The sequence below is a fragment of the Pseudomonas sp. BCA17 genome (genome assembly GCF_004519405.1).
Taxonomy (GTDB): domain Bacteria; phylum Pseudomonadota; class Gammaproteobacteria; order Pseudomonadales; family Pseudomonadaceae; genus Aquipseudomonas.
Genome location: NZ_SGWI01000007.1, coordinates 220,003 through 235,518 on the forward strand (window position 1 = coordinate 220,003; position 15,516 = coordinate 235,518).

Annotated in this window: 14 protein-coding genes and 2 tRNA genes; 4 read left to right on the forward strand and 12 right to left on the reverse strand. The window is 58.9% G+C overall.

Going from position 1 to position 15,516, the window contains the following annotated elements:
- Positions 1-608 precede the first annotated feature (608 nt).
- The 3 genes from EXW71_RS23710 to EXW71_RS23720 all read right to left on the reverse strand — a co-directional run bounded on the left by EXW71_RS23710 (position 609) and on the right by EXW71_RS23720 (position 2,540).
- Positions 609-1,931 (reverse strand): integrase arm-type DNA-binding domain-containing protein, encoded by a 1,323-nt coding sequence (locus tag EXW71_RS23710; protein WP_134660397.1) that lies wholly within the window; start codon positions 1,929-1,931, stop codon positions 609-611.
- A gap of 172 nt (positions 1,932-2,103) precedes the next feature.
- Positions 2,104-2,179: transfer RNA gene (locus EXW71_RS23715), tRNA-Thr, on the reverse strand.
- A 127-nt stretch (positions 2,180-2,306) separates the two neighbouring features.
- Entirely contained in the window at positions 2,307-2,540 is a 234-nt protein-coding gene (locus EXW71_RS23720; RefSeq protein ID WP_134660398.1) for a DUF2790 domain-containing protein, read from the reverse strand.
- Positions 2,541-2,879: 339 nt separating this feature from the next.
- Between EXW71_RS23720 and bcsQ the strand changes: the two genes are divergently transcribed.
- The gene (gene bcsQ, locus EXW71_RS23725) at positions 2,880-3,785 is read left to right on the forward strand and encodes a cellulose biosynthesis protein BcsQ (protein WP_134660399.1); all 906 of its coding nucleotides are present in this window, start codon (positions 2,880-2,882) and stop codon (positions 3,783-3,785) included.
- 241 nt (positions 3,786-4,026) lie between these two features.
- Here bcsQ and EXW71_RS23730 read toward each other — a convergent pair whose 3' ends face one another.
- The 5 genes from EXW71_RS23730 to EXW71_RS23750 form a co-directional block, all read right to left on the reverse strand.
- A complete protein-coding gene (locus tag EXW71_RS23730; protein ID WP_134660400.1) occupies positions 4,027-5,214 on the reverse strand; it encodes a methyltransferase in 1,188 nt (395 codons plus the stop codon).
- Positions 5,195-5,884, reverse strand: coding sequence for an ABC transporter permease (locus EXW71_RS23735; RefSeq protein WP_134660479.1), 690 nt, complete (start codon positions 5,882-5,884; stop codon positions 5,195-5,197). The genes EXW71_RS23730 and EXW71_RS23735 overlap by 20 nt, the downstream gene beginning before the upstream one ends.
- Positions 5,885-5,922: 38 nt before the next feature.
- Positions 5,923-6,618 (reverse strand): ABC transporter permease, encoded by a 696-nt coding sequence (locus tag EXW71_RS23740; protein ID WP_003187757.1) that lies wholly within the window; start codon positions 6,616-6,618, stop codon positions 5,923-5,925.
- 72 nt (positions 6,619-6,690) lie between these two features.
- Positions 6,691-7,443: an ABC transporter substrate-binding protein gene (locus tag EXW71_RS23745; RefSeq protein ID WP_123717106.1), complete on the reverse strand. Its 753-nt coding sequence runs from the start codon at positions 7,441-7,443 to the stop codon at positions 6,691-6,693.
- Between the two features lie 13 nt (positions 7,444-7,456).
- On the reverse strand, positions 7,457-8,230 hold the full coding sequence (locus EXW71_RS23750) for an ABC transporter ATP-binding protein (RefSeq protein WP_010213906.1): 774 nt from the start codon (positions 8,228-8,230) through the stop codon (positions 7,457-7,459).
- Between the two features lie 554 nt (positions 8,231-8,784).
- Between EXW71_RS23750 and gabP the strand changes: the two genes are divergently transcribed.
- Positions 8,785-10,176 (forward strand): GABA permease, encoded by a 1,392-nt coding sequence (gabP, locus tag EXW71_RS23755; RefSeq protein ID WP_134660401.1) that lies wholly within the window; start codon positions 8,785-8,787, stop codon positions 10,174-10,176.
- Between the two features lie 77 nt (positions 10,177-10,253).
- Here gabP and EXW71_RS23760 read toward each other — a convergent pair whose 3' ends face one another.
- Entirely contained in the window at positions 10,254-10,667 is a 414-nt protein-coding gene (locus EXW71_RS23760) for a hypothetical protein (protein WP_134660402.1), read from the reverse strand.
- Between the two features lie 70 nt (positions 10,668-10,737).
- Positions 10,738-11,658 (reverse strand): alpha/beta fold hydrolase, encoded by a 921-nt coding sequence (locus EXW71_RS23765; RefSeq protein WP_134660403.1) that lies wholly within the window; start codon positions 11,656-11,658, stop codon positions 10,738-10,740.
- Between the two features lie 173 nt (positions 11,659-11,831).
- Here EXW71_RS23765 and EXW71_RS23770 point away from each other — a divergent pair, with 173 nt between their 5' ends.
- Both EXW71_RS23770 and EXW71_RS23775 read left to right on the forward strand, forming a co-directional pair.
- Complete coding sequence (locus EXW71_RS23770) at positions 11,832-12,797, forward strand: arsenic resistance protein (protein ID WP_134660404.1); 966 nt, start codon at positions 11,832-11,834, stop codon at positions 12,795-12,797.
- Between the two features lie 87 nt (positions 12,798-12,884).
- Positions 12,885-14,492: a glycosyltransferase family 39 protein gene (locus EXW71_RS23775; protein WP_134660405.1), complete on the forward strand. Its 1,608-nt coding sequence runs from the start codon at positions 12,885-12,887 to the stop codon at positions 14,490-14,492.
- A gap of 19 nt (positions 14,493-14,511) precedes the next feature.
- Here EXW71_RS23775 and EXW71_RS23780 read toward each other — a convergent pair whose 3' ends face one another.
- Both EXW71_RS23780 and EXW71_RS23785 read right to left on the reverse strand, forming a co-directional pair.
- Positions 14,512-15,186: a hypothetical protein gene (locus tag EXW71_RS23780; RefSeq protein WP_134660406.1), complete on the reverse strand. Its 675-nt coding sequence runs from the start codon at positions 15,184-15,186 to the stop codon at positions 14,512-14,514.
- A 218-nt stretch (positions 15,187-15,404) separates the two neighbouring features.
- Positions 15,405-15,480 (reverse strand) — tRNA-Phe (locus EXW71_RS23785).
- Positions 15,481-15,516 lie beyond the last annotated feature (36 nt).

Genomic DNA, 15,516 nt, shown 5'->3' on the forward strand with positions numbered 1-15,516 from the left:
TTCCTTGGACTGCGGCACCATCATCTGCATCGCTGTTGCTGGTGATTTCGGTGTTTGTCACGCCGATTGTCACGAGGGGGAATGCCGCAAAGCCTTGTACGAGTTGGGCTGCAGCAGTGGTAGGAGCGCCCGTCTCTTTCCGGGAGAAAGAGACGGGCGCAGGTTGGCGCACGGGAATGGCCAAGCGGATAGGTTGCTGCAGGGCAGCTATGAAAGGGGGATGAGTTGCCGCAGTGGGCACACTGGTAAAAGTAGGCATCCATCACATCGCTGTGACCGTGCGAGCCGCCGGACGCTAATCGCACTTTGGGAGAGCCACCACGGTGTGGCGTAGCCTTAAAGGTTCTGGCTACCTGGGTTGCTGTCAGCGACAGCGATTTGCCAGATCTTTTCTACGCCTGTGGATAATTCGGGTCAAGGCTCGAATTTTTGGGAGTTCTGCGGCTGTGGATGAAATTATCCACCGGTGGAAATCTGTGGTTTTCCACAGACAGTTGCGTGGGCTTTAGATTTTTTAAGTGAGGTCCATCCAAACTGGGCGGCTTTGCAGCCCTGTTTGGATGGACCCGCGTGGACAAGCGGATCACTGAGATATGAAGACCGAGCGCTTACTCGGTTGCGCCACGTTTTGCTTTTAGGCGAGCGACGTTCGCTCCGGTCTGGTTTGCGAATTCGTGTGGAGTGACATGCTCCTGCCGGTTGGCCTCCAGATACCGGCTCCACCAGTTCATGATCAGCCTGCGCTCCTCGATGAACTCAGCCTTGTGGATGTAAGCGGCACGGACGTTGTTGCGTTCCTTGTGGCTCATCTGCCTTTCAATGGCGGTCTCGGACCACAGTCCTGACTCGATCAGTGCGCTGCAGGCCATTGAACGAAACCCATGCCCGCAGATATCGGTTTTGGTGTCGTAACCCATATTTCGAAGCGCGCTGTTCACCGTGTTTTCAGACATCGGTTTCGACGGGTTGGCATCGCCTGCAAATACCAGGTCGAATTCGCCGGTGAGGGTGCGGATCTGTTCAAGCAGGGTCACGGCTTGCGGCGATAAGGGTACAAGGTGGATGTCCCCGGCCATCTTCGTGCCTCTTGTTGAAAAGGGTACTCCGTCCAACGCGGGTCGAGTGTCCGGTATCTCCCAGGTGCCGCGCTTGAGGTCGAACTCGCTCCAGCGGGCGAAGCGCAGTTCGCTGGAGCGTACGAACACATGCAGCGAGAGCATGACCGTCAGACGGGTAAGTGCGCGGCCTTTGTAGGTGTCGATACGCTCCTGCAATTCAGGCAGGCGCGATAAGGGTAGAGCGGGGCGATGAACCACTCTCGGGGCTTTGATCAAACCTTCAAGGTCGTAGGCAGGGTTTGCGGTGATCTGCCGAGAACGCTTTGCCTCGCGCATGATGCTTTGCAGGTAGTTTTGTACCCTTAAAGCGACGTCAATCGTGCCGCGCTTCTGGATCGCTTCCAGAGGTTGCATCAGGTCATGGGTGTCCAGATCGACAATGGAGCGAGCGCCGATCAGCGGGAAGACGTGGGTTTTTAGGCGGCTCAGAACTGTCTTGGCGTGGCCCGGTGCCCATTTGGCAGACATCGCTTTGTGCCAGTCCAAGGCTGCGCTCTCAAAGGTTCGGCCTCGGATTGTGGCTTGCGTCTTGGCTTGGTGTTTGGACTCGATGGGGTCGATGCCTTCCGCCAGCATCCGCTTGACCTCCAGCCGCTTCTTGCGCGCATCGGCGAGGCCGACCACGGGGTAGTTGCCAAACGAGGTCAGTCCTTCACGACCATCAGGTTTTACATACCTGAAACGCCAGCCTTTGCGGCCATTGGGTTGGACTAAAAGGTAGAGGCCGTCGCCGTCGAAAAGCTTGTAGGCGCGGTCGGTGGGCTTGGCTGAACGGCAAGCCGAATCAGAGAGCGGGGCAGTGGTGCGCGACATAAGGGTACTCCTCCCTTTATCGAATGACCTTACCCCTATCTTTATCCTTAAAACGGCTGGTATCCATAAGATTTTGGCGGAATCCGACGGAACGCCAAAACGAAAAAACCCGCCAGAGGGCGGGTTTTTCGGGGGTTTCAGAGATTTTGAAAGCCTTCTCTGGAACCTTGTATGGTGCCGGCACCAGGAGTCGAACCCGGGACCTACTGATTACAAGTCAGTTGCTCTACCAACTGAGCTATACCGGCGTGTTAGGGCGACGATTATAGCGATTGGTAAGCTTCTGTAAACCCCTGAATTCTGACTATTTTTGCAGAGACGGAGGTTTTTTTGCGATTGGTGATTTTTCAGCCAGCCAGAGGCTTTAAATCAGCCTCAATTGCCGTCGCCACAATGGTCGGTGAATTTCATGTAATCCAATACCCGCGTCTCGCCTTTGGAATCCAGGTAGGTCATCCGTGCATTGACCACGCCGCATCCCGGGAGGGTGGTTTCGCTGGTCGACAACACGCGTTGGATGTCGGGTTTGTGGGCGACGTCGGCGTGGGCGGTGAAGGTGACGGCGAATAGGCTGGCGGCGAGGAAGGCTTTCCAGTTGTTGGGGTTCATGGTGGTGTCCTCATGGGAGTCAATGGTGGGTGAGGCCATTGAGCGCCGAAGAGGTATCTGGGCTGTGTCGTCGGTGTTGGGTTTTTGTCTCGTTGTGTATTGGCGAGAGACTTATGTACTTGCTAATACGAAGGCGCTGGAAATGTGCTGAACGGAGCGCCTAGTCATAAAATTGACTAACTACCGCTTGTCTAAAAAGTGATCGATGAAAACAACAAAATAATGACACTCTGCCATGCCTGTCACAAAATGCGACGACTGAGACGCCTATAATAAGACCTGCGGCTAGTGCCTGCTTGCCGAGCATCACGTCTTTAGTTGCGTCGTGAGGAGAGGGCTATGAGCCTTAGCGAAGAACTTCTGGCGCTGTTTGGTAAAGATGTCAGCCACGATGCCCAAGGCATCAATGCGCGAATGCACTTTTTTGGCAGTGTGCCCGCCGACGAGAACCCCCCATTACATTCCCAACCCGCCGATACCGCCGTCGTGCGCGCGAAAGTTGTCGCGTTGGTGTCTATCAACGGCGGCGTTGGCCGCAGCACGCTGGCTACGGCTTTGAGCAGCGGGTTGCAGCGTCATGGTGAGTCGGTGGTGGCGCTGGACCTGGATCCGCAAAATGCCCTGCACCACCACTTCGGCGTCAGTGCGACGTTGCCCGGTATTGGCCGCACCAGCTTGGAACATGGCCAATGGCGGGATTTGCAACAGCTCGGGTTTGCCGGTTGCCAGGTGATTACCTTTGGCGATATCGATACCCAACAGCAGGAAAATCTGGAACGCTGGCTCAAGCACGAACCTGGCTGGCTGGCACGGCGTCTTTCGTCCCTGGGCCTGAGCGAGCGGCAAACGCTGATCATCGATACGCCTGCCGGTAATAATGTCTACTTTCATCAAGCGCTGAGTGTCGCCGATGTGGTGCTGCTGGTGGTTCATCCAGATGCGGCGTGTCTGGGCACCCTGGACCATTTGGACCCATTGCTGGCGCCCTACCTTGAAGGTGAGCGCCCACCCTGTGTGTATGTAGTGGTCAACCAGGTGGATGAGAGCGATGCCTTCAGCCTGGACATGGTCGAGGCCTTCAAGCAGCGCCTGGAGAAACCTCCGCTGGAAGTTCATCGCGATGTGGCGATCAACGAGGCGCTGGCGTTTGCGGCCGATCCATTGGATAACGTGGCCAAACATCTGGCCAGTGACGATATCAACGAGATTTGTCGGGTGTTGAAGGCGCCGAAAAAAAGCGCGTAAAAACGCTGTTTATAGGCTTAACGCCAGATGCTTATGCACAATCGGTTGGTTGAGGCTGTCATGAAACAGCCATTTTGTGGCGCGGTTCTCAACACGCTGCAACTGCCTGTTTTGTGTGCGTTTTATTTTGTGAACAAAAAATGATCAGCTTGCCTTTTGGGCTGTAGCGCAGATGGTGACAGCCTCTGTAAAGAATTCATCAACAGAGTTATCCACAGGGGCATGTAGGAATTTTTGCCCCTTAATCGCGCTCGGCAAGCACCATCAAGTTGCGTGGGGTCAGTGCGGGTTCACAGAAGCTGCCTATTTCAACCTTGTAGCCCTGTTCCGACAGATAAAGCGCGCGGTCCAGCACGAGCCACATCTCCAGCGGGCGCCGAAACAAGCCACGCACCAACTCCAGGTTTCGCACCTGCGCCAGCCGGCGCCATCCATGGGCCTCCAGCGCCACCCAATCCTGTTCACCTGTGGAAATACCCTTGAGGTCGGCCAGATCCCGGCAGTAGTCGGCGAAGGTTTTGTCCAGCCAACTGGCGGGCAGCGACGGTGTGGGTAAATATTCGTCGCGGCCGCTCAGCTGCCGTTGCAACTGATCAAAGCCCAGGCGTCGAGCCATGGACATGTCGCGTTGCTGGCGTACGCGGTTGCCGGCTGTGACGGTTTCGCTCAGTGGCAGGCCCAGGTCATCAATTGACAAGCGCAGGGCTGACCTGCGGCCGGCACTGGACAGCGGTTGGTAGTGTGTGGCGCTGATGCGGTTGTAGCAGCAGGGTGCCAGCGCCAGTTGTTTGCAGCCAGCCGCACTGGCCAGTTGCAGCAGGCGCACATGCAAGTCGCCGCAGGCGTGCAAGGCCACGGGCGTGTGTTCGGGGCTGAGTGTCACCTGCGCCATTACGTCTTGCAGGCGATGCGTGACGGCCAATCCATGGTGCTCGCTCAGCGCCTGGCCCGAGGCGACAAGGGCCGGATCGTATTCCAGGCAAGTCAGTTGTTGGTTGGGTTGCAGCAGGCGGCGACCGAGATGACCTTTGCCGGCACACCAGTCCAGCCAGTGGCCAGGTGTTTCGGCGAACTGCAATGCGGCGCCGAAGGCTTCGATCTGCTGCCATTTGCGGCCTGGCACATCGACGTTCAGGCGGTGGCGAGCGGGAGCAAGTGGCCGTTTTGGCAGCTCGTCTACCGCGCTGAGGCGCAATGCCCGCTCCGCCAACTGCGGGAAAGGTGCGGGTGCCGGCAGCTCATGGGCGTGGTTGTGACTGGCTTCGGCGTCCGCCAACGGACGTTGGCGGAGCCAATGGGCCAACTCGGGATGCTCGGCTTCCCAGGGTAATTGCAGGTGCGTAAAGGGCCGTGGTCGCCACAGCCCCTGGTGCTCGATCAGAAACGCATCCAGCGCCTCGAAACGCGCTTCAGCGCCCCTGGCAGGCATCGACGCGCAACCAGCGTTCGAGCAGTTTGAAGCCGCGTACCAGGATGTAAGCCATCAGCAGATAGAACAGCCCGGCGGCGAAGAAGATCTCCACCGGCAGGTAGGTGCGGGCGATGATCGTGCGCGCCATGCCAGTCAGTTCGAGCAACGTTACGGTACTGGCCAGGGCGCTGGCCTTGAGCATCAGGATCACTTCGTTGCTGTACGCCGGCAGGCCGATGCGCGAGGCGCGGGGCAGGATGATGTAGAACAACGTCTTGGGCCTGGACATGCCCAAGGCGCGTGCCGCTTCGATTTCACCCGGCGGGATGGCCTGGATCGCGCCGCGCAGAATCTCGGCGATATAGGCGGCGGTGTGCAGGGTCATAATCGCCGTGGCGCACCAGAACGGATCGCGCAGGTACGGCCACATGAAGCTCTCGCGCACCGTATCGAACTGCGCCAGGCCGTAGTAGACCAGGAACAACTGCACCAGCAACGGCGTGCCGCGGAAGAAGAAAATGTAGGCGTAGGGCAGGGCGCTCACGCACCAGCGGCGTGAAGAACGGGCAATGCCCAGCGGGATCGCCAGCAGCAGGCCGGCAATAACGGCGATGGCCACCAGTTCCAGAGTGAGGGTGGCGCCCTGGGCCAGTTTGGGTAGCCACTTGATGATCACGGCCCAGTTCAGGCCCAGGTCGAAATGCGCCAGCCAGCTGTAGTCGCCGCTCATTGGGTGCTCCTTGCAAAGCCGCGGGCGGCGCGTTTTTCCAGGAAGTGCATGCTGGTCATGGCCAGCACGGTGAGGCCCAGGTACATGAACGCCGCGACCATGAAGAAGGTGAACGGCTGCTTGGTAACGGTCACGCCAATCTGTGCGTGGCGCATGATCTCTTCGAGGCCGATCACCGAGACCAGCGCGGTGTCCTTCATCAGGATCATGAACAGGTTGCCCAGGCCCGGCAGGGCGATGCGCCACATCTGCGGCATGATCAGGCGGGTGAAAATCCTGAGTTTCGACAGCCCCAACGCCACGCCCGCTTCGCGGTGGCCCTTGGGAATCGCGAGGATCGCGCCACGGAACACTTCCGTGGCATAGGCCCCAAAGCACAGCCCCAGAGCGATCACCCCGGCGGCAAAGGCGCTGAGAGAAAGATCGGGGTTGCCGAAGAACTCGCCGAGGGCGCGCATCAGGTTGACCGTGCCGAAATAAATCAGCAGCACCCACAACAATTCCGGAATGCCGCGAACGATGGTCGAATAAGCGCCGCCAAGCCATTGCAGCGGCTTGTACGGGGAGGTCTTGGCCAAGGCGCCGGCAAGGCCCAGCACCAGCCCCAGGCACAGGGCCGTGAGCGCCAGTTTGACGGTCATCAGCGCGCCGGCGGCAAGCGCCGGGCCGAATCCGTAGAGATCGAAATTCATGGTGTTTTCATATCGCAAGGCATTGCTAAAAGCCGGCGTGCCCAAGTGAGCACGCCGGGCAAGTCGTTCAGATCATTCGATGCTGAACGGGAAGTACTTGTCGTTGATCTTCTTGTAGGTGCCGTCTGCCTTGATCTCCGCCAGGGCTTTGTTCAGGCGCTCGCGCAGAGGGTCGCCCTTGCGTACGGCGATACCGATCTTGTCGCTCTCCACCACGGGGTCGCCTTTGAACTCGTAGGCCGAGCCGTCTTTGCTCTTGAGCCATTCGTACTGCACGTACTTGTCGGCAAGGATGCCGTCGAGGCGCCCGGACGTCAGGTCGAGATAGGCGTTTTCCTGGGTGTCATAGAGCTTGGCGGTGGTGTCCGGCAGCTTGTCTTCCAGGTAAGTGCCGGCCAGGGTCGCTCGTTGTGCGCCGATGGTTTTGCCCTTCAGGTACGCCGCATCGGTCTTGAAGTCCGCAGTAGCTTTCGGCGCAATGAATTGCAGCTTGTTGGAGTAGTACGGGTCGGTGAAGTCGACGGCCTGCTTGCGTTCATCGGTGATGGACAGCGAAGACACCAGGAAGTCGAACTTCTTGGCGTTCAAGGCCGGGATGATGCCGTCCCAGTCGGACACATACACTTCACACTTCTCGACTTTCATCTTGGCGCACAGGGCGTCGCCGATGTCTTTGTCGAAGCCCACGACATTGCCGCTGGCATCTTTATTGTTGAAGGGCGGGTAGGCCGCCTCAATCCCCATCTTCAAGGTTTCTGCCATGGCCGTGGCGCTGAACGCCATCGAGACGGCCGCGGCCAGAAGGAATTTTTTATAGGTCTGCATGCATGTTGCTCCGTTAGCGGTTGCTGGACATGAATTGTTTGCAGCGCGCCGAAAGCGGGTTTTCAAACACCTGCTGTGGCGATCCTTGCTCTTCGACCAGGCCTTGGTGCAAGAACACCACTTCACTGGACACTTGGCGGGCGAAGCCCATTTCATGGGTGACCAGCAGCATGGTGCGACCTTCTTCGGCCAGCGCGCGGATCACATTAAGTACTTCCTGAACCATTTCCGGGTCAAGGGCCGAGGTCGGCTCGTCGAACAGGATGACCTTGGGCTGCATCGCCAGGGTGCGTGCAATGGCTGCCCGTTGTTGCTGGCCGCCGGACAGTTGCGCAGGGTAGGCGTGGCGCTTGTCGGCGATGCCGACCTTGGCCAGCAGGGCTTCGGCTACTTCAATGGCTTCGGCCTTGCTTTGGCCGAGCACACGGCGGGGCGCCTCGATGATGTTGTCGAGGATGCTCATGTGTGGCCACAGGTTAAAGTTTTGAAACACAAAACCGATTTCGCTGCGCAGGCGGTTGATCTGCTTGCCATCGGCGGCCATCAGCTCGCCGTTTTTCGCGGCCTTGAGCTTGAGCTCTTCGCCGGCTACCAGGATCTGGCCCTGATGGGGGTTTTCCAGCAGGTTGATGCAGCGCAGAAAGGTGGACTTGCCGGAACCGGAGGAACCCAGGATCGAGATCACGTCGCCGTCGCGGGCGGTCAGCGAGATACCTTTAAGTACCTCCAGCTCACCATAGCGTTTATGCAAGTTGCGGATTTCAAGCGCGGGCGTGGCCTCGGCCATGTGCGGTCCTCATTGTGTTCGTTGCGTTCTTCGCTGTTGGGCCGCCTTCCTGGCGAGGCGCCAAGCTAGCATGCGTTCGGATGGCCGCCAACAGCGCTGCGGACGGTTGACCGGTGGTCTGCGGCAGGGTGTCGCATCGGCACAGCGGCGTGTCGCGCCATCTACAACCTACAGACGTTTGACCCCGGAAAATCCACAGGCTTCGCGTAAAAAAGGGCGCGATGGTGCCAGCTTTGGCCGGGTGTTGGAAGGGTTAACCGGGCAAACGGCGCATATCAGCCCTTTTATGAGGCGTCACGTACTTTTTGTGTGTGTTTTTGGTGCGTTTGTTGGGGGTGAATGTGAGTCGCACGGTAACGCTATAGCGGAATGCCATTGTTCTCAATGACTTGCGACGGTTGTGGAATCGTCCTACAGGCCGCGTCAATCGGGACTTTGTAACATTTTGGCGCAGTTCTTGCGTAAAAAATAAAGAACGCCCCGTTGCATTCTTTTCACGAGAAAGATAGCAGGCGGGACGGACCGTTTTCGCAATTCCTCGCAAAGGTGTGTCAATGAGTAGTACGCAAAGCTCCAATGACCTCGAACAGGGGCTCAAACCGCGTCACGTCACGATGCTGTCGATTGCCGGCGTAATTGGTGCCGGTTTGTTTGTCGGTTCCGGCCATGCGATCGCTGCAGCCGGCCCGGCCGTTCTGTTGGCCTATGCGGCTGCCGGTACGCTGGTGGTATTGGTGATGCGGATGTTGGCCGAGATGGCCGTTGCGTCGCCGGACACCGGTTCGTTTTCCACTTATGCCGACCGTGCGATCGGCCACTGGGCCGGTTTCACGATTGGCTGGTTGTACTGGTGGTTCTGGGTGCTGGTGATTCCTTTGGAGGCCAACGCCGCTGCGACCATTCTCCATGCCTGGTTCCCCGGTGTGGCGATCTGGGCGTTTACCCTGATCATCACGTTGCTGCTGACGGCGACTAACCTGTTCAGCGTGAAGAACTATGGCGAGTTCGAGTTCTGGTTTGCGCTGATCAAGGTGGTGGCAATCGTCGGCTTTGTGATCCTCGGGCTGGCGGCCGTTTTCGGTTTCCTGCCAACCAGCCAGGTCAGCGGCGTTTCGCACCTGTTCGACACCCAGGGTTTCATGCCTAACGGCATGGGCGCGGTATTGGCGGCCATCCTGACGACGATGTTCTCGTTCATGGGCACCGAGATCGTCACCATCGCTGCAGCTGAATCGAAGAACCCCGGCCAACAAATCACCAAGGCCACCAACTCGGTGATCTGGCGGATTGGTTTGTTCTACCTGTTGTCGATCTTCATCGTCGTGTCCCTGGTGCCATGGAACGATCCTTCCCTGGCGGCGGTAGGTTCCTACCAGACCGTGCTGGAGCGCATGGGCATCCCGAATGCCAAGATGATCGTCGATCTGGTGGTATTGGTTGCCGTGACCAGTTGCCTGAACTCGGCGCTGTATACCGCCTCGCGCATGCTGTTCTCCCTGGGCCGTCGCGGTGATGCACCGGCCGTGTCCAAGCGCACCAACAAAAGCGGCACGCCTTACTGGGCGGTTTTGCTGTCCACTGGCGCGGCGTTCCTGGCGGTGTTTGCCAACTACGTGGCTCCGGCGGCCGTGTTCGAGTTCCTGCTGGCCAGCTCTGGTGCCATTGCGTTGCTGGTGTATCTGGTGATTGCGGTGTCGCAATTGCGCATGCGCCAGAAGCGCACGGCGGCGGGCGAGAAGATCGCGTTCAAGATGTGGCTGTTCCCTGGTCTGACCTACGCAGTGATGGTGTTCATCGTCGGTACGTTGACCATCATGCTGTTCCAGGAAGCACACCGGGTCGAGATTATCGCGACCGGTATCTTGAGCTTGTTGGTGGTGCTGGCGGGGTTGCTTGTGGCGAGCCGTCGCAAGGCACAGAAGCTGGGTGCTGCGGTACTCAATTGATGTGATTGAATGCAGTGCTTGATGTGCTGCAGTTCAAGTGTGGGAGGGAGCGAGTCCCTCTCACATTTGGTTTTGGGTCAGTCCGCTGACTGGGTCAGTGCCTGGGACGCCGCCACGTAATCCGCCTGGAACTGCGGTGACTCGATCCACGCCAGCGCAGCCGCTTCGTCATCGCTGTCCGTGACCCACTGTCGATATTCAATCAGCGCCGCCAGGATAAAGTCGGTGGCTTCCTCTTCGCCCTCCTGCTCCAGCACCAGTGCCAGCAGTGGATGCGCCAGGAATGCCGCGCACAACGCCTGCTGGCTGATATCACCTGCCGTGCGCATCTCTACAAACAGCTCGGTCAAATCCACCGATTCAAGGTCGATACGGCTGTCATCGCCGGCGAATGCATCCGGCTTCGCCGCGACGGCGCGCTGGGTGCGGTTTTGCTTGGCCTTGGCCTTTGCCCGGTGGGCACGTTTTTGCTGTTTGTTTGGCGAAGCCATGGGCTTGCGTCCTTGGTTCAGGATCTGGGCCGGGTATTGAAGCGCAGGTTGGGGGAAATCCCAAGGGAATCTACGTGCGTTCCGTCACTCGGTACCCGGGCGTGTCGTTTGCCAGCACGCCTTGCCGTAGCCACGCCAGCGCGATGGGCCACAGTCGGTGCTGATATTCACTGCGAAAGAACGCGAAATGCCCGACGGTTTTCTCGCCGATATCTTCGGGTGCGATACGCAAATGAGTGCGCTCGCTGCTGTCGAAATAACCCAGCAACCGCTCGATGGCCGCCACTGTGCCAAACGGGTCGTCAGTAATGCTGATGGCCAGTAGCTGAGCTTTCACGCGACGGAATGGCAACTCACCCAGGGTGCGTCCGCTGGGGCGCTGTTCGTACTTCGATGCCGGCGTGGCCCAGTCTCTCACCACGCCTTTGGGCGTGTCCTCCAGCCAGCCCAGCCGTTTGCCTGGGAAGTACCCACACAGGGCCGTTATCAATGGCATCGCCACATGCCATTTGGCAAGCATCCGCCAGCGTTCGCTCGCGTGATAATCGCGCCAGTAGGCGAACTGTGCGCCCACCGTGACGATCCGCCGAATCACCGCGCCCGATGCCCCCAGTCCGGCTGCGCAACCGCCAAAACTGTGGGCAACCACATCAATCGGTTGTCCGGGAAATTCTCGCTGAGCGCGCTGCAGCATCGCCTCGAAATCCAGCACGCCCCAATCTGACCAGGAGGCATTGAAGCCTCGCAAAGAGCCTTTTCTGGATTCGCCGATGCCGCGATAGTCATAAGTGATGACGTCGAAGCCATTGGCAAACAGATAGTCGGCGAAGCGTGAGTAATGGCGGCAACGCACAGAGGTGGCGGCGTTGATGATCACCACCGGGCGCGTGGTGTCGGTGCGGATATGGCGCCAGGTGAAGCCGCCGATAAGGTAGCCGTCGGCGGCAGGCTGTCGAAATGCTTCTGGGGCAGGTCGGGTCGGCAGGTTCATCGGTTGGTTCAATCCATGCGCTTGTTGGGTGGGCTCGGAGACACACGCGCTTTTTATAAGAAGCCGAAATTATCAAATTTAACCGGCCATGCGTGCAGAAAGTGCCGGTATGCTCGACGTATCGCATTGGCTGCCCAGGCTTGCGATCTTTTTTGATTGACCAGAGTTGGCCCATGACCCGCGACACCCTTGAACACCACCAGATCCCGATCTACTTCGCTGCTGTCATCCTGGCGACCTCTTTCGGCCTGCTTGCGCCCATGGCGGCCCAAGGATTTGGCACGTTGGTCATGCCCGCCATTGCGGTACTGATGTATGCGATGTTCCTGCAAATCCCGTTTCTGGACCTGCGCCAAGGCTTGATCAACAAGCGCTTCCTCGCGGCGTTGCTGCTGGCCAATTTTGTTCTGGTGCCGTTGCTGGTGTGGGCGTTGACCCGTGGCCTGGTGGGGCACCCGGCTTTGCTGGTGGGGGCGCTATTGGTGCTGCTCACGCCATGCATCGACTACGTGGTGGTGTTTACCCATATCGGCAAGGGCGATTCGCAGTCGATGCTGGCGGCGACGCCGCTGCTGTTGTTGCTGCAGTTGGTGTTTCTGCCGGTATACCTGAGTTTCATGTTGGGCGCGCAGTTCGAAGGGGTGGTGGCTGTGGGGCCGTTTGTCGAGGCGTTCCTGTGGTTGATCGTGGCACCGATGCTCCTCGCGGTCTTGACCATGCCCCTGGCGCGCCGCTCCAGCGTTGCACGCCTGTGGAGCAATGCCTGGGCCTGGCTGCCGGTGCCGGCGATGGCGCTGGTGCTGTTTGTGGTGATCGGCTCGCAGATCACCGCGGTGGTGCGCGATATCGGCCTGTTGATGCCGGTGATTCCGGTCTACTTGGGGTTCCTGCTGTTGGCGCCGCTGATGGGGGCGTTGGCATCCAAGCTGTTCGCGTTGCCTGCCATGACGGCGCGTGCGGTGACCTTCAGCGCATCGACGCGCAATTCGCTGGTGGTGCTGCCCCTGGCACTGGCTCTGCCCGAAGATGTGCGTGGCATTGCCGCAACGGCGGTCATTCTGCAAACACTGGTCGAGTTGGTGGGTGAGCTGATCTACGTTCGCCTGGTACCACTGTGGGTATGGCCCGCCAATCGGTAAAGCGTGAATGTTGGGGTTTGTTCAGGCGTTATTCAGGATGCGCTGCGGCACCATATAGCCGGCGCACCCTATCTGAAAGGACAACCAATGGATCACCGCAGTCGTTTTCGCCTGGAGTCCCTGGGCATTTTCCTGATCGCCCTGCTGCTATTCACCTTGGGCATCTGGGATCAGCAACCGCAAGGTTTTGACGGGCGTTGGGCGCTGTTCATGCAGGAAATGTTTCGCCATGGTGCGAGCCTTTTCCCCACTACCTACGGCCAGCCGTATGCGGATTACCCCGGCACTGCGACTTTCTTCAGTTTTGTCTTTGCCCGGTTGTTTGGTGCGCCGAATCACTTGGCCAATGTGCTGCCGACGGCGCTCGCCTCGGCAGGGGTGGTTGCCCTGATCTATCGCCTGCTGGCGCCTGCCAGTCGTCCTTGGGCGCTGCTCACGGTGTTGCTGACGCTGCTCACAACCCAGTTATTGGAAAAATCCCGCTCGGTGTGCCTGGACCAGATGGTGGCGTTGTTGTGTGTCGGCAGTTTCTATCTGCTGCACAGCGGCGAGCGCCTGGGGTCGCGGGTGCGGCAGTTGGCGGTTTTTCCGCTGTTCGTCCTGGGCTTCGCGATCCGCGGGCCGTTGGGGTTGATCGAGGTGTGTGGGGTGGTGTGCGTGTACTGGGCGCTGGGTCGGCCAGGTGAAAGGGTCAAGCGGGTGCTGGTCCACGGCGTTGTCGGGTTAGGGCTGCTTGCGGCGTGCTGGTGGGCGCTGATGAAGCTTGCGCGGGTCAGTGGTGGCGATGCCTTTGCCGATGAAGTGTTCAAGATGCAGGTTGGCGGCCGTCTCGATGAATCGGGCGAGCCGTTTTATTTCTACTTCCAGCTGAGCCTGTATCGCTACTTCCCTGTGGTGCCATTGGCGCTGGCGACCATGATTGCGCTGCGCCATCGTTGGGCTGAGCGGTGGGCGAATGAAGACGTGCAACTATTGGCGCGTCTCGGCGCTTGTGGCTTGATGATTCTGCTCGGCCTGTCGGTGCCACACTTCAAGCGTGCCTACTACATTCTGCCGATGGTGCCGATGTTTGCTGCTGTGGCCGCCTATGGGCTGCTTCACGCGCAAGGTTGGTTTGCGGGCGTGCGTCGCAGCTATGAAGGGCTTGTCGCAGCGCTACCGGCTTTGGGCGTGGTTGTACTCTTTGTTTGTCGGCATGCGTGGCAAAAGCACGGTTACTGGCCTGATGTTTCGTTACCGCTGCTGATCGGTGTGCTGGTCATTCTCCAAGCGGTGGCGTTGGTGGCCTGGCGGCGGGAGCTGAGGTTGGTGTGGCTCAGCGTCATCGCATTGGCGGCGCAATGGCTGCTGCTGGTGGTGGTGATCGAGCCCGCCAAGGACCTGCAATTCGACACGCGGCGGTTTGTCAGCCAGGTGGAAACGCTTCGGGTATCGCAGCCCGGCCCGCTGGTGTTTGTCAATCTGGCGCGCGACACCTGGGCGGTGCGCTACATGATGAACCTGGACCACGATGAGCAGCCGCTGTTTGTGGGGCGTAATGAGCTTGAGAAGTTGAACGCGTTGCCCCGCCCATCCTGGGTGATTGTCTCGCGCAAAGAGACTGCCCTGTTGAAAGGTACCCCGGTGGAGCAACTGGCACCCAGCTATGAAGGGCGTTTGAATGACAATCCGTTGATGGTGTTTTTGCTCAAGTAGATGGCTGATCCAGTGCAGGCTAATTGCACTGGTAACCCTCGGGCATCTTGACGGTGTAGTTGCGTTGCATGCGGTCCTGGAAGTTCAGGTTCTGCAGACCCTGTTCAACCAGGAACGCCTCGACTTTGGCGGCCTGGCAATCTTCGTTGTAGGACGTCGCCCGAAGTACATACACCGCGCGCCTGCTCGCTTCATCCCGGGCAGTAGCCGTGAACGTGGTAAGCGTGGTGTAGCCGGTTCGCTCCGAGGTACCCACTGGGCCATAGGTGGTGTTGGGTTTGCTGGTGCAGGTCAGTTGGTCGTCTTTTTTCTTGTTCTTCTTGCACTCGGTGGTGGTGCTGGTCGGTACCTGGCCGTACTCGGTGGCGGTATAGCGGTAAGTGACCTGCCGACTGTCGACATCGAGCGTGACGGTCATTCTGATCGGTGCATGGTTCTGAGGCAGGGTGGTGTCAGTGAACACCTCTCGAAAGCCCTGGTCCTTCAGAGCTCTGACCATGTCTCGAAGGTAGTAGCGGGCATTGAGCGTGTTCTGCGCATTGCCCCCGACGGACGTGGTTACCAGCACGGTTGCCTGTCGATCAAAGTGATAGTCCGGATCAGGTGTCGCGTTGATCGAGACATCCATTTGCGTGGCGCACCCACTGAGCAATGCAGTCAGCAGTAACAGCGCGCAGAACACATACCGGGTCATCAAATCACTACCTTGCAGCAAGAAATATAAAAGCTAAACGGTTGAGCCGCGCGATAAACAAGCTGCAGGCGGGGAGACGGTTCGGCGTGATCATTTGAATCAGGCTGTTCCGTTCTTTCTTGAGTAGAGCCAGGCCTTGAGCTTGCCCGGGCGCCGTTAAATCGCGGGCAATAAAAAACCCCAAGGAATTATCTTCGCTTGGGGTTTTTCGGTATTAGTGGTGCCCAGAGACGGAATCGAACCGCCGACACGGGGATTTTCAATCCCCTGCTCTACCGACTGAGCTATCTGGGCAACGGGGCGCATTAAACGGGTTTTTCAGGGGGTCGT

Bases quoted from the DNA above. Each gene is read 5' to 3' on its own strand.
- EXW71_RS23760 (WP_134660402.1), bottom strand. From the start codon at position 10,667: ATGGCTTCGCCAAACAAACAGCAAAAACGTGCCCACCGGGCAAAGGCC.
- EXW71_RS23770 (WP_134660404.1), top strand. From the start codon at position 11,832: ATGACCCGCGACACCCTTGAACACCACCAGATCCCGATCTACTTCGCT.
- EXW71_RS23775 (WP_134660405.1), top strand. From the start codon at position 12,885: ATGGATCACCGCAGTCGTTTTCGCCTGGAGTCCCTGGGCATTTTCCTG.
- EXW71_RS23710 (WP_134660397.1), bottom strand. From the start codon at position 1,931: ATGTCGCGCACCACTGCCCCGCTCTCTGATTCGGCTTGCCGTTCAGCC.
- bcsQ (WP_134660399.1), top strand. From the start codon at position 2,880: ATGAGCCTTAGCGAAGAACTTCTGGCGCTGTTTGGTAAAGATGTCAGC.
- EXW71_RS23780 (WP_134660406.1), bottom strand. From the start codon at position 15,186: ATGACCCGGTATGTGTTCTGCGCGCTGTTACTGCTGACTGCATTGCTC.
- EXW71_RS23745 (WP_123717106.1), bottom strand. From the start codon at position 7,443: ATGCAGACCTATAAAAAATTCCTTCTGGCCGCGGCCGTCTCGATGGCG.
- EXW71_RS23740 (WP_003187757.1), bottom strand. From the start codon at position 6,618: ATGAATTTCGATCTCTACGGATTCGGCCCGGCGCTTGCCGCCGGCGCG.
- EXW71_RS23765 (WP_134660403.1), bottom strand. From the start codon at position 11,658: ATGAACCTGCCGACCCGACCTGCCCCAGAAGCATTTCGACAGCCTGCC.
- EXW71_RS23720 (WP_134660398.1), bottom strand. From the start codon at position 2,540: ATGAACCCCAACAACTGGAAAGCCTTCCTCGCCGCCAGCCTATTCGCC.
- gabP (WP_134660401.1), top strand. From the start codon at position 8,785: ATGAGTAGTACGCAAAGCTCCAATGACCTCGAACAGGGGCTCAAACCG.
- EXW71_RS23750 (WP_010213906.1), bottom strand. From the start codon at position 8,230: ATGGCCGAGGCCACGCCCGCGCTTGAAATCCGCAACTTGCATAAACGC.
- EXW71_RS23730 (WP_134660400.1), bottom strand. From the start codon at position 5,214: ATGCCTGCCAGGGGCGCTGAAGCGCGTTTCGAGGCGCTGGATGCGTTT.